Below are 13,764 nucleotides of genomic sequence, written 5' to 3' on the forward strand. Positions count from 1 at the left end.
GATTCAATCAGAACACAACCCCAACCGAAACTCGTTGAGCATTTCCTAACAATCCCCATTCGGACCACGAATAGTCAAGCCGTAAACCAAAATTGGATTGTTCCACAAAATAGTCTACGCCACCGCCGAGTGTCAATCCATTAATGTGGTCACGTTCGAACATATTTTCGTATCCCGCTCGAAGAAAGAAAAGATTAAAAACGGAATATTCCCCTCCGAACGATACACTTTCCGTAGCATTACTGGGATGTGTAACGTCCGCAGATACGACAAGTGAACCGAACGATTCGAGTTCCATTTCATAGGCGATACCAAAGCGAAATGAAAGAGGCATTGCATAAGAATTTGTAGAATAGGTTGCTTCCACCCTGTCAAAATTATAATGGTTTTTATCAGGATCGACCGTAATGGAAAGCCGATTTCCTCTTAACTGTAATTCCGTACCAAAATTGCTGAGATTAGCGCCGAGCGTTAAACCTTTCAATTCTGTTTTGTAGAGAATTCCCATATCAACGGCAAAACCGGAAGATGTTACCGACCAAATACGTTCCTGCACATATTTTCCGGTAATACCAAAAGCAAAGCGATCTGTTAATGCCATAGAATAGGTCAATCCAAATGCGATATCTCGGGCATCGTATAATTCTCCCGTACCATCTGGCTGGTCAATCGTTCGAACTTTTTGGGCTTCACCAAAATCGAGTGTATTAAAACTCAATCCGACGGATGCATTCCAATCTGACAGTGGTATAACCATTCCAGCAAACTGATGATTCCTTTTCCCAATCCAATTATTTTGCATAATCTCAACCTGCATTGAAGTAGCCCACGCAACACCGGCGGGATTCCAATACAAAGCGGTTGGATCGTTCGACAATGCTGTATACGCATTTCCTAAAGCAGCAGCACGGGCACCAATTCCAATTTCTAAAAATGCAGCGGCAGACGTTCCAACACCGGAAACGTCTGATTCAAAAGTCACTTTACCAGGACCCTTCTCTGCCTTACCGATTGATGCCACGACAATAAATATAATAATCCAAATTTGTTGTTGTTTGCTCATTTGATCACCGCAAGTTTTCCGATTCTTTTTCCAATTTCAGGCGCTTCTACTACCCAAAGATATACACCATGAGTTACTTCAAGTCCATCTTTTGTCCGCAAGTCCCATGGTTCACGACTATTTTCTACTGACGAACTATGATTGATAACCCGAACTAACCGTCCGCTCGATGTGAAAATCGAAATAGTACATGTGGAAGGAAGATTAACAAAATCGATTCTGCGGTCTCCTCTTCCTGCATCAAGGCTGACAAGATGCTGTTCCAAACTGCTCGCTGCAACATATGGATCGGGAATAGTATAAATATTGGCAAGTTCATTCTTTACATTTGATACGTTGACGAAATTGCCATTAATTTTAAAATCAAAGTAAGCATTCCGATCGAACGGCTTCGTTGTCCTTAACCGAAATACACTTCCAATAGCGGGGGAAACATATTGAGGTGATGGAATAGTCGACGGATATGCAAAATCGATAACCCATAATCGCCTGTTGAGTTCACTGGTAATCGCAACCTGATCTCCATTGCTTAAGATACCTTTAAACGCAGCAGTTCCAGTCTCGGTCAACCGGAAGTTTACTTGATATGTACTCTCTGGATATGTTACATCCCAGATTTGATAATTTGTGACAATATTGTTCAACGATGTATCAGCATTTGGCCCTACTACACGAATTTCGTAATCGCGTGCCGAAGGAAATCCACCAAATCCTGTCGCCTTTGGGGTTCCGACAAGATTATTGACACTATCTTTCCATTTTACTGAACTAATTCCGACAGTATCGTTGTTGCGCAAAGTGATTTTAAAACCTTCGTAGAGTAATTCATTCACTGCATCAGGATTAGGATAGGTCAAGCTCATTAACAGACTATTGGTTGTAGTATTGTGAAGCTTTACCTTTTTTGTTAAACCGGTAAATTTGCCGCTGTATGTGCTGGATGAACTATCATCTTCAAATGTTATGCGATACGAGTTTCCGGAATGCACTTTGTATGGTTCAAATATTTCAACACCGATTGAACCATACGTGCTGTCTGTATTGCTCTTGATACCTTCAGAAGAAAGCGTCGGATAAATATACCCAGATGCTGATCCCGACGGAGTCACGATGGCAATATTACGATCAGCTGAAACAGGCCGCCCAAGATCATCCAGAAGAATATTGGCAGAACATTCTGTCGGAGAAATAATCGCAAGCCCTGCACGATCCGTCAATCCTCGTGCAAAAAAGTCCGAATCATATCCGCGATCGACAGAAACAACTGCGTAATAGTATACTCGTCCATTTTGCACATTGTTGTCGATAAAATAATGACGAATACCGGTATCCGTTCCCATGTTGTATGATATCCCTAAGTCGCTTGCCTGATTAATCTCACTGCCAATACTAACCGGATGCACACCTGATAATCCATTTTTTATATCGAAAATCGCTTCGGGACGAAACAAGAGTGGATTTCCGTACGCATCGGTAATTGTTTTAATGTCATCAAAGGAAGGATTGGTACTTTTATAAATATAGTATGCTTCAAAGTCAGCACCATAGATTGCATCTTTTGACCGCTCGGCAATGGCATCCCACCGGAGGACCACTTTTTTATCAAATACTTGAAAGCTTACCGTCGGAACACGAGGCGGACTTGCAAAGTTATAATCATGATCATAAATAACCTGCATCGTTTTTTTATTGCGCAGAATATCCGCTTTATCGTTTCCGAACAAAAGTGCAATCGCATATCGCTGTGCGTTCGATCGACCGCTGTCTATTGATACTTCACCCGATCCATATATCCAGCTGATGTCGCGATCATATCCGGGAACGGTGATGTATTGGCCGGGGACGATTTCCTTATTCCAGAACAATTCATCATCATATAATGCATTATTCACATCGGTAAGGTAAAACGAAGTCAAGCCGACTTGATCCGATTCATCATTGTCGGTAAAGCCGAAGTTTGGTTCGCCATGATCCGGCTTTGCATTACCTTCAGTGCCATTCGCATCAGGACCTGTATAATCATTCTGTTCGGGACCTATACCGTCTGATCCGACATCATCGTTGATCGGTTCAAAATCGAGTCTGCCGTTTGCGTTTTTATCTTCTCCCGCATCCAGCACACCATTCCTATTCGTATCTTCAGTGGTCCACACTCCATCATTATTCGTATCCGAAAATTTACTCCAGTCGGCATCCTCATCCAAAGCATTTCCCTGTGATTCGTCTATAAGGCCGTCGCCATCATTATCTTTTCCATCATTCGATATTCCGGGACTTTCCAAGAACGCAAAACCAAAATATCCTAGAGGCAAACCAAGGTTCGAAACGTCTCCATCACTCCATGCATACGTGATATCATCAACATTGTCGAAGCTGGCATTATCACCTGAGAGTGATCCTCCCATATCCGGATCAACAAACATTCCAACGATGGAGCGTTTTAATTTTTTCCCAAAGTTTGTTATGTCGAAAATGTTAATAAGAATATCTTCCGCTAACCGTGCTGACCATTGATATCCTCTTGTTTCTACCGTTACACCCAAACCGCGTCTGCCGTTTGGAAAAGGTCTTTTTGAAAGTGAATCTTCAAATGGATAATAGGAAAATTCATCATTCTCCCGGTCATCCGCTGCGTAATACGATTCCTGATCTGCCCGAACATATGCACCAAATTCTCCATTCCATCTGCCGTCACGGATACTTGGGACAAGTGTATCTTTTTCATTTCGTGAATCACCGGGAAATGTTTGCGGAGCCCACACTTTTGGCCACGTTTGTTTTAAATGACTCATCGCCGGCCAGTTCGGAGTATTAATCAATTCTTTATCAAGAATTCCGTTTGCGTTGAAATCTTCTGCCGTCTGTAAGAGTCCATCATTCTCTCCAAAATCATTGGTGTTTGGAATTCCGTCTACTCCAACGTCTTCCGAAATTCCTCCATATTTCCAAGCAAGCGAATTGGTTGATCGGTCATTAAAATATCCGGGCAGTGGTTGAAATTGATAAGTATGCGAAGCATCGGGTGCAAAGTCTCCCCCCTGTCTTCGATACGATTCTGAGATGATCGCAATAGAATCACCGTTTGTATTCACAACTTTCGCGCCAACGAAAAAAATAAATGCGTAACCGTACTGCGTTCCACTCCCTTTCGGCCAGATTGCCAACGAACTGCCGCCAAGATAATTATAAGATAGTGAGGTGTTATTAATAAACCCGGTCTCAATTAAATTACCGTTGTGTTTTCCATAACGAAGGTATTGTGCATTGCCAATAGCCGCTGACACTTTGGAGAGAAATTGCGGAGAATATAGATTTCGAGAATTTCGTGGCGAAACGGATTGTCCCTTGTTATTGTACTTTTCGACATCAGCCGCACTGCGTTGTGACATTGCCCTGTCAGTTGAAAGAACAGCGAGGATGGCAAGAAGAAGAACATGAACTCTTGAAAATACTATTCGATTATATTGTTTCATCTAGATGAATTTTCTTTAGTTTAAAAATTAATTTCAAAACCAAACTCAATACGCCGCGGTTCGGAATACCAAGTCGGTCGAGCATCGACTTCATTCAGTGTGAACAAACCTTCTTGTTTCAATTTTTCACGGAGTAACTCTTCATCTCGCACACTGCGTGCATTATAGGTGGCTCTTCCGGTGGACGAATATACCTGCACTTCATTGGAGATATCAAACACATTATTGACTTTCAAAAATAGCGTTGTTTGTATGCCGGCAAGCGACAACATTTTTTGTGCTTTAAGATCAACAGACCATTGAATTGGTTTCCGTTCCGCATTCAAGAATTCCCGAACCGCGATGTCTTTGCGTTCCACAAAAACAGGTGTAAATGGCAATCCGTTAGAGAATGAACCGATAAACGACAGACTCCAATTCGAAACTTCCTGCAATGTTACTACAGTATTTAGCGTATGCGTTTGATCCCAATCCAATGCAGTAATCTTACGTTCGATAAATTCTACTGGTTCTCCGCCGATACTGGTTGATGTCTGTATTAATTGAATGAATTCCGGATCGGAAGAACTTCCTTTCGCTATTTGTAAACTGTAATTCAAAAATCCGCTGATAAATCCACTTCCTCCGAGGCGTAATGCCACAGTGAGACCACGAACATTTCCGTAATCACGGTTGATATAGCGGTAATAGGAAACATTGTCTACTGTGGACAGGGCTTCGATGCCGAGAAGGTTTTTCACATCTTTATAAAATGCAGTAATATCAATGGCAACCTCTTCCGTTAGGCCTTGCTGCAATCCAATTTCATACGCAATGGTCCGTTCCGGTTTTAATGTTGCATTGCCGAGGGTCAATCCTTCAAGCTGCAATGCTGTTAACACGTGGAGTGGTTCGTTATATAATTTTTGGAAACTTGGCATCTGAAAGAAATGTCCATACGCAACGTGGAACACACCCGTTACAGAAATAGGAAACGATAATCCGAATCGAGGACTGAATTGGTATTGCCATGGAGCATCCTTTAAATTGATTGCACTTCCGAGAGAAAATGATTCAACGCGGGGGTTGTTGACCACTTTTTCATTCGGTTGAAACGCATCGAGACGGAGGCCAAGATTCATAATCACATCGCCGAGTTCGACTTTATCTTGGAGATATGCAGCGACTTCTAATGGACGAATAGTATAATCCCGATACCGTGTTACTTCACTATCAGCAACTGCTCGGTATCGTTGAATACTTAACGTATCCCAATAGTGAATCATTTCGGACCAATAACTATTCCACGACAGCGTATTTCCTTTTATCGCCGTTGTCCATTTTTTTTCGCTCCAATCATCTGTTTCTACCAATCCTCGGGAATAAGTATTGATATCATGCTGCTTTACTTCAAATCCCATTTTAATAAACTGTGTTCTATCGAGTTGCCAGTTTGCATCCCCATTCACTAAATATAATTTTCGATAGTTCTTTGCATCGTTCCCGCGGTAGATTCCGCCGGTGGTGCCGAGTGAAAATCCTTCAGATGAGGAAGAGATCGGTTGAATTCCGACATCTCCAGGATATCTGGCAATGCGATTATCTTTGCGGTAATATGAATCACCCCAATTGTATTGATACGAACCGCGAATATTATAGAAGAATTTTTCTGACGGTGTATGAGCCCAGGAAATAAAATGATGGAAGGATTGTGATAATGATGTTGATGTTTCACCCGGCTGATACCGCCGACTTGCACCTCCGCCCTGAGATTCTCCGTCAGCAAAAAACAGTTGATAGGACAACCGAAGATCGGCGGAGAAAAAATAATCGAGCTTACCATGCAGCGAAAGATTTTGCGACGTATTCAATGGGCCCATTGAACCATCACCGGTCGAAAGTGAATCAGGAATGTTTATTGCTCCCGATTGTTGCGTTGCGGAAAAATGTTCACCATACCAGCGCTGATATGCCGCAATTTTCCATCCGTCTAATGCCGTGAATCTCTTTTCATACCAGAGATAACTTTCATCATTCTGCACTCTGCCGGATGCGTAGAAACTTAGTGTTTGAGGAATAATTGGACCAGACAGGCTTGCTTGAACATCACGATTTGCAAAAGGATTTATTTTATCAATTGCTAAGAAGGTAGAAGTGTTTGTGCTGTACCATTCGCCGGTTTGTGCACGGATATTAAAGGAATAATTCTCCGCTGCTGATTTTGTTACAATGTTCACAATTCCAGATTGAGCTGCACCATATTCAGCATTAAATGTTCCGCTGATCACTTCTACTTGCTGGACGACTGAGTTTTCAATCTGCACATTGTTCCCGCCATCCTGACTGAACGCATTGGTGACGTTTACGCCGTCAATAATATAGCCCACTTCGCGGGATCTGCCACCGCGAAAATGCAGCGCTCCATCGGAGCCTTGAACCACGCCAGCTTGCAACGCAATCACTTCAGCGACTTCCGTAACTGGCATTGCTTCAATTTGCGCCGTAGAAACAACAGCAGCCGAAAACGTTCTATCTTTTGTCACAATCGGTACATCTGCTTGAACGAGAACAGCTTCCATTTGAATATTATCCGGCACAAGCTGCACATCACGTTTTGCCGTCAAGTCTACATTCACTTCTATATCACGAATCGTGATATTGTGGTATCCAATAAAACGGAAGGTGAGAGTATATTTCCCCGGTGAGAGATTGATTAAGGAATAATATCCATCCGGATCACATACCGTACCGCGGGTGGTCCCATCAATTTGGACACTCGCTCCAATAAGAGCTTCACCGTTACTTTTATCGGTAACGCGCCCACTGATCTTTCCGGTAGTACCGGCGTTGAGTAATAGTGCTGAGAAAAACGAGATACAGAAAATGAAGAACATTCGATGCACAATTTTTAGTGCCATATTGTACTTCAACGATGGAGACGAGATGTTAAAAGATTTCACGAGACTGTCATTTGTTGTGTGAAAAGAGATTAATCATTGACTGAAGTTATGATACTCATAGAACAATATTGTTGAAGATCTCTCCAATCCGAAAAGGGGAAATATTGTTAATCAGAATGTTCAATAACTCATTTAAATATTACGTTTTACACACCAATGAACAATCCCACGAACGTGGTATCTTAAAGACGAGGCAGATAGAAGAAATACAGTAGCAGAAGCAGCTCTTATACTGGATATGAAATCAACCACATCTAAAATACTATTTCGGCAAGAACGGGATAATGATCCGAAGGAAGATATCCATCAAACGAATCCGAAAGAGTCCCATGGGATAACACCGATATTCCTTTTTTCACAAAGATAAAATCGATCGGTGAAGCGGGTTTGGCATTGATATTAAACGCTGTAAATGTTCCATGTGGACCGTGAGGCATATTTTTGGATAATGTCTTCGTATCAACCAATTGGACAGAAAAGCTTGTATCCTGCGATGAAATAATTTTATACGGTTCGGAGTTCGGTTCAGAATTAAAATCGCCCGTGAGTATAACAGGATAATTACCGCAAATTACCTGTATTTTTTTCTTGATCAGTCTAGCACTTTCTGCTCTTGCTATTTTTCCTTCATTATCTAAATGGGTGTTGAACATGTAAAAAATTGTATTGGTTCGTTTATCACTCATTTTTCCGTAAGTAACAATTCGTTGGTATGCCGCATCCCAGCCTAACCCCGGATGTTCCGGAGTGGAAGAGCACCAAAATGTTGAGGACATTGTTGTATCGAACCTCTCCTTTTTGTACAGAATTGCAGAAAATTCTCCTCCCTCTTTACCATCATCGCGGCCTACGCCATACCATCCGTATTCCGGTAATGATTGCATGATAAAATCGATCTGATGCTTTTGCGCTTCTTGAAGTCCTACAAGATCCGCATTGTGGAACCTGATCATACTGACAAGATTAACTTTTCTATTGGCCCAAATATTTGGCCCGTCGTTGGGACTATCCAGCCTGATATTAAACGTCATGACTCTGATAGGCGGTGTTGAGGATTGAAATCCTGTAAACAACATTACCACTGAGAAAAAAATGACAACGCTCAACATTGATACGTATTGTTTTTTCATAAATGTCTTATCGTAGGTAAACCGACAAAATCGATTATAATAAATTTTCTTTGTAGACTTTTGAAACCGCGCTTGAGCGAGTATTGACGTGCAGTTTCGTATAAATATTTTTGAGATGAGAATTCACGGTATGGAAACTGAGGAATAATTTATCGGCAATCTGCTGGATGGTGAGTCCGGCAACCATGTGTTGCAGTATCTCTTTTTCCCTGTCTGTCAAACCGTAATCAGATTTTTTTGGTTTGAACTGCGCAAACATTTCAAGCACTTTATGTGCAATGGGCATATTCATCGGAGCACCGCCGGCGAGAACTTCCTTTATGGAAGTGATAATTTTATCTGGAGAAGAATCCTTCAGCAAATATCCTGATGCTCCGGCGCACAATGCATTGAACACTTTGTCATTATCATCATACACGGTTAGAATTACGATATGAATTGCGGGGAGCAACTGCTTAAATTGTTCTATTCCTTCAATTCCGCTCATGCCGGGCAAACCAATATCCAGAAGAATTACTTTTGGCGTCCTGTCAGTATAGAGTACCATCAACGCTTCTTCACACGATGCGAATGTTCGAGGACATTGCATTCCGGGTGTACGATTAATCAACCCGGAAAGCGATTTGCGATACCGAAGATTATCCTCTACAACCCATATCGTAATTGGTTTTGTCAATGCTTCCTTTTTCTCATCTCAATGTACAGAGTATGCTTTATTTTAAAATATTAACTATTTTCGTTGAACGATATACCACGTACGTGTCATTTTGTTGTCGCTCGTAACAGCGAATTGCATGAAAATCACTTCACCGAAACTGGATAATTCCATTCTTCTTTGGAATGTGATACAAACAGTTTCTCAGGATGCTTTGATTGGAATGGTTATCACTATCCGGGTTCCCTTGCCGATATCACTGGTCAGTGCAACCTGCGCATGTATTTTTTCTGCGCGGTGATAAATGTTGGATAAACCGTTGTTCTTTTTCACATGCTGAACATCAAATCCCACTCCATTATCTTGAATAACAAGATGGATCATATTCCCTTTTTTCCCGGCTTCAATATCGCAATGTTGTGCTTTGGAATGACGAACAACATTCGTCAACCATTCCTTATACATCAAAAAGAGATGCCGGCGCACTTCCAAATCGAACGCTGTAAACCGGATTTCTGAAGAGATATTAAAAGTCCATTGTATTCCTACAAGAAGTTTGGAGGCTGTTTCCTTCATTTTAAAAATCACATCTTCGCCAATATCATTTTTGGGATTGATAAACCATATGATATCCCTCATTGCCTCGACGGTCTCTTTTGCCGTTTTGCTGATGTCGGATGACAGTTCACGTTCCGTGTCGGAAAGATGCGTTCCTTGCATTAACATTTGACTGTCAACGCTGATACTGCTAAGATTGCTTCCGATTTCATCATGTAGGTCGCTGGCAATATTGAACCGGATCCTCTCAATCTCAATTAATTGGCGCACTCTATATTTATAGAGAGCAATACCGCCGGTCAACAGCGAAAGAAACACCAACACCCTAAACCACCATGTCATCCACCACGCAGGAAGAATGACAATCTTAAGAATCGTCGGCGCACCCCACACTCCATCCGCATTGTTGGCTTTTACTCGAAAATAATACGTCCCCTGTTCAATATTTGTGTAATATGCCACGCGGCGTGCTCCAGCATTCACCCAGTCTGGGTCAACCTCATTCAACATATAAGCAAATTGATGCTTATGGAGCGGCGTCAAATCCAATACAATAAATTCTATGGAGAAAAAATTTTGATCGTGATGAAGGACAATTTCTTTTGTGTCCGTAAGAGATTGCGGCAAAATGACTTCTTTATCAAAAATTTTGAACGAAGTTATTGCAACGTTTGGAGGAACGGAGTCTATTTTCATAGAATCAGGATGGAAGGCGACAAAACCGTTGATGCCTCCGAAATACATCGCCCCTTTTTTATTTTTGAAATATGCACGCCAGTTAAATTGGTTATGGACAATCCCGTCGGATTCATCATACACTCTGAATGTTTCCGTTTTCGGATTAAATTTTACCAATCCTTTCATTGTACTCACCCACACAAAACCACGATCGTCTTCCAAGATCCCAAAAACAACATCATTGGGAAGTCCATTTAATGTAGAGTAGTGATAGAATTTCTCCGATGCTTTGTCGAATTTGTTGAATCCGCCGCTGTGTGTGCCAATCCAAATATGACCCAGCTTATCTTCTGTAATGGAAGTGATTTTACTTGAACTGATGCTGTTAAGATTCTTTTCTTCCGGCAAATATTGCAGTATCATCTTTGTCTTCGGGTTGTATTGAAATAATCCGTCCAACCATGTTCCTATCCAAATGTTCCCTTCCCGATCTTCAAAAAGCGCATTGGGCGAGAATGTTGCCGGCAATAATTTCGTGCCGGTAACAACAGGAGGTCGATACAATTGAAACGTTTCACGTTTCCGATCAAAAAGCTGTAATCCATCATTGGTGGCAACAAGAAATTCTCCTTGACGAGTTTCCAATACTTGCTGAACCCAATTAGACCGAATACTTGTCGAATCGCGCTCATGATAGGTATACTGTTTTATTGTTTTTGTTTTTGGATCAAATTTATTTAGACCGCCACTCATCGTCCCAACCCATAAAATTCCATCGCGATCTTTATACATTGAGGTAACGGTATTGCTGCTGAGTGTATTCGTAATTTTTTGATTATCGTGTGAATAGTGTTGTATTGTCTTTGTTCGAAGATCAATTTTGTCAAATCCGCTTCCCCCTAAACCAACCCATAACACTTCATCCTCATCTTCAACGATGCCGCTCACCACTCTTCCATTGAGGCTGGTCGGACGGAGCGGCAAATGGCGATATTGATAAAATGGCTGCGTCACCGGCAGTTTTGCCAAACCATCTTCTGTGCCGATCCAAATGTTGTGCTGACGGTCTTCATACATCCATCGTATTCGGTCTGAGATAATTGAGGTAAGATTATCATTTTCGCGACGAAAATGGACAACAGCAGGAGCAGGTGCATCAACAGATTCAATTTGAAAGAGTCCGAGATATTCATATGTACCGACCCATAGTCTCCCAAGACGATCTTTTATTATTTGACTGACGGGATTAGCGAGATATGCTTGGTGCTCTTGAGAAACAAACGGATTGTGGGTCCAATGTCCGGTAGAAAGATCAAATCGATCAAAACCAGCTTGAGTGCCAATCCACAAATACGTATTCCGATCGTTCACTATTGTGAGAATGTTTTTACCAAGAACCTTATTGTTGTTCGAAGGATGGTCGGTATAATAAGTTATTTTTTCTGTTGTTGGATCAAAATGTAATAATCCTGCATCACCGCTTCCTAACCATAAATTATTCTGCTGGTCATTGATAATACAAGTGATATTGTCAGTCGGAAACGATTTTGAGGTCGAGGTATTCTTTCGATAAGAAATAATTTTTTTTGTTTTCAGGTCTACTTTGCTCAGACCGCCATTGAGCGTTCCAATCCAAACATACCCTTGCGCATCTTGATACAACGCTTGAATATAATCATCATACGGTTCCGGGGAATCAATTCGCGTAAAAGTTTCCTGCTGTGAATTGTATACACACAGTCCGCCTCCCCACATGCCGATTAATAAAGTTCCATCCGAACATTCCAACAACACATTCACATAGTTCTCCGGGAGCGAGTTTTTGGAGGGGTCATGCTTATAATATTTAAACGATTGTCCATCGTAACGGTTCAGCCCGTCTTTTGTGGCTATCCACAAAAACCCATCCTTTGTTTGAAGGATATTATTAACGGAATTGTTGGAAAGTCCGTTCTCAATAGTGAATCGTTCAAACACCATGGAGCGGTCCTGAGCAGAAAGTTGAATGCAGAGAAAAACAATTGCTGCAACTGCACGTACTGCTATGCGGGGATACATTTGAAAACTAGAGGGAAACACATATTGATGATCAATTGTTGACAAGAATTATTTGAATATATTTGCCCACAAATATGGCAACAGTGTGTGGTATTCATATAGAAAAATGCAACTTCGGTATCGTGTATAATAATACTGTTTAATGTAGTTTTTGCACGGGACATTAGCAATCTGAGTATTTACAAAAAAAAACACGTCGGTATTGACGTGATTTTTTAAATCATTAGAAAAGTCTTTGGAACAAGCAGCAATTCGACAGACTACACTTTTGGTACTTCGTTTTTTCCTTCAAATATGTTCGCTTCTTTTACACACCAAGCGAGGAATGTCAATCGAACCACTTCTGTTTTCGACAACCCATATGGAAACTGCACTTCGAAATTTTTCATAACATGTTCTAAAAATCCTGCAAATGTTTTCATCTTCCCTCCTTCAAATCCGATAGCAATATTTATAACGAATGGTATAATAAGATAGCGATTCCCAATGCACCATCCTACGAGTATCCGGAGCGCTTAAGAAGGTAGCGTTCCTATTTCCCTAACGTCATAAAAGAAAGGAACCTTTTTTCGCAAATACATCAAATCCATTCTGTGGTGTAAAGGAATTTGTCAAACGAGTGTTTACTTCTTGGAATGTCGAACGGATTTGTCATTTAATATTTTTCATCCGTTTTTCCGGAAGAGAGCTGTTTCAGACAGTAATATCGCGCATTCAACAGAAATTGGAGGCGGGGTAAATTTTTCTCTATTTCTTAATCGGTAATCCTGTTTCCGCATCAAATGTTATTTTCTTTTTCTCGGTTGGGGATCCTGTCAGTGGATCAAATGATTGCTTGAATTGATCCGGCTCTGTTTGCCGATCAATGTATTTAACAAGATCACCTTCCACAGTGTATGTCTTAAGATCCTCATACAACGGAATTGCCATCAGAACAAACATCGGAGGAAACATTAAGCCACCCAAAAAGCCCAAACCTAACGGAAGCATCACATCACCAAAAGCGGCATTCCCTTTGATCGTAACATTCACGAGTGCGTCTGCTTCACTATTTTTCAGTTCGGGTCCAAGTAATTCATTAAGATCCGCACTGCCACTTTGAGGATGGAGGCGGACAAGAAAAAGGAATGGAACTTTTTGTTGCACTTTAATGTGCTTTATAACTTTGTACTCTCTGTTAATATTTGCGGTCATACTTACCGTCTTCGTT

General features: G+C 41.3%; 8 protein-coding genes. All 8 read right to left on the reverse strand.

The genetic code is table 11. From position 1 onward, the window contains the following. Positions 1 to 7 precede the first annotated feature (7 nt). The 8 genes from WDA22_08955 to WDA22_08990 all read right to left on the reverse strand — a co-directional run bounded on the left by WDA22_08955 (position 8) and on the right by WDA22_08990 (position 13,748). On the reverse strand, positions 8 to 1,063 hold the full coding sequence (locus WDA22_08955) for a PorV/PorQ family protein (protein MFA5833592.1): 1,056 nt from the start codon (positions 1,061 to 1,063) through the stop codon (positions 8 to 10). Beyond that, positions 1,060 to 4,536, reverse strand: a complete 3,477-nt coding sequence (locus tag WDA22_08960; GenBank protein ID MFA5833593.1) for a hypothetical protein — start codon at positions 4,534 to 4,536, stop codon at positions 1,060 to 1,062. The genes WDA22_08955 and WDA22_08960 overlap by 4 nt, the downstream gene beginning before the upstream one ends. A 20-nt stretch (positions 4,537 to 4,556) precedes the next feature. Beyond that, a complete protein-coding gene (locus WDA22_08965) occupies positions 4,557 to 7,433 on the reverse strand; it encodes a TonB-dependent receptor (protein ID MFA5833594.1) in 2,877 nt (958 codons plus the stop codon). Between the two features lie 296 nt (positions 7,434 to 7,729). After that, on the reverse strand, positions 7,730 to 8,605 hold the full coding sequence (locus WDA22_08970) for an endonuclease/exonuclease/phosphatase family protein (protein MFA5833595.1): 876 nt from the start codon (positions 8,603 to 8,605) through the stop codon (positions 7,730 to 7,732). A gap of 34 nt (positions 8,606 to 8,639) precedes the next feature. After that, positions 8,640 to 9,281 (reverse strand): response regulator transcription factor, encoded by a 642-nt coding sequence (locus tag WDA22_08975; GenBank protein MFA5833596.1) that lies wholly within the window; start codon positions 9,279 to 9,281, stop codon positions 8,640 to 8,642. Between the two features lie 183 nt (positions 9,282 to 9,464). Beyond that, positions 9,465 to 12,599, reverse strand: a complete 3,135-nt coding sequence (locus WDA22_08980; GenBank protein ID MFA5833597.1) for a two-component regulator propeller domain-containing protein — start codon at positions 12,597 to 12,599, stop codon at positions 9,465 to 9,467. Positions 12,600 to 12,814: 215 nt separating this feature from the next. Beyond that, entirely contained in the window at positions 12,815 to 12,976 is a 162-nt protein-coding gene (locus WDA22_08985; GenBank protein ID MFA5833598.1) for a hypothetical protein, read from the reverse strand. Between the two features lie 325 nt (positions 12,977 to 13,301). After that, positions 13,302 to 13,748 carry a hypothetical protein gene (locus WDA22_08990; protein MFA5833599.1) on the reverse strand — a complete coding sequence of 149 codons (447 nt, stop codon included), beginning with the start codon at positions 13,746 to 13,748 and terminating at the stop codon, positions 13,302 to 13,304. Between the last annotated feature and the right edge of the window lie 16 nt (positions 13,749 to 13,764).

The organism is Bacteroidota bacterium (assembly GCA_041658205.1).
Taxonomy (GTDB): domain Bacteria; phylum Bacteroidota; class Ignavibacteria; order UBA10030; family UBA8401; genus UBA8401.

What these genes read in the sequence shown, in the direction of transcription:
- WDA22_08955 (MFA5833592.1), bottom strand. Translation starts at nt 1,063, where the DNA reads ATGAGCAAACAACAACAAATTTGGATTATTATATTTATTGTCGTGGCA.
- WDA22_08960 (MFA5833593.1), bottom strand. Translation starts at nt 4,536, where the DNA reads ATGAAACAATATAATCGAATAGTATTTTCAAGAGTTCATGTTCTTCTT.
- WDA22_08965 (MFA5833594.1), bottom strand. Translation starts at nt 7,433, where the DNA reads ATGGCACTAAAAATTGTGCATCGAATGTTCTTCATTTTCTGTATCTCG.
- WDA22_08970 (MFA5833595.1), bottom strand. Translation starts at nt 8,605, where the DNA reads ATGAAAAAACAATACGTATCAATGTTGAGCGTTGTCATTTTTTTCTCA.
- WDA22_08985 (MFA5833598.1), bottom strand. Translation starts at nt 12,976, where the DNA reads ATGAAAACATTTGCAGGATTTTTAGAACATGTTATGAAAAATTTCGAA.
- WDA22_08990 (MFA5833599.1), bottom strand. Translation starts at nt 13,748, where the DNA reads ATGACCGCAAATATTAACAGAGAGTACAAAGTTATAAAGCACATTAAA.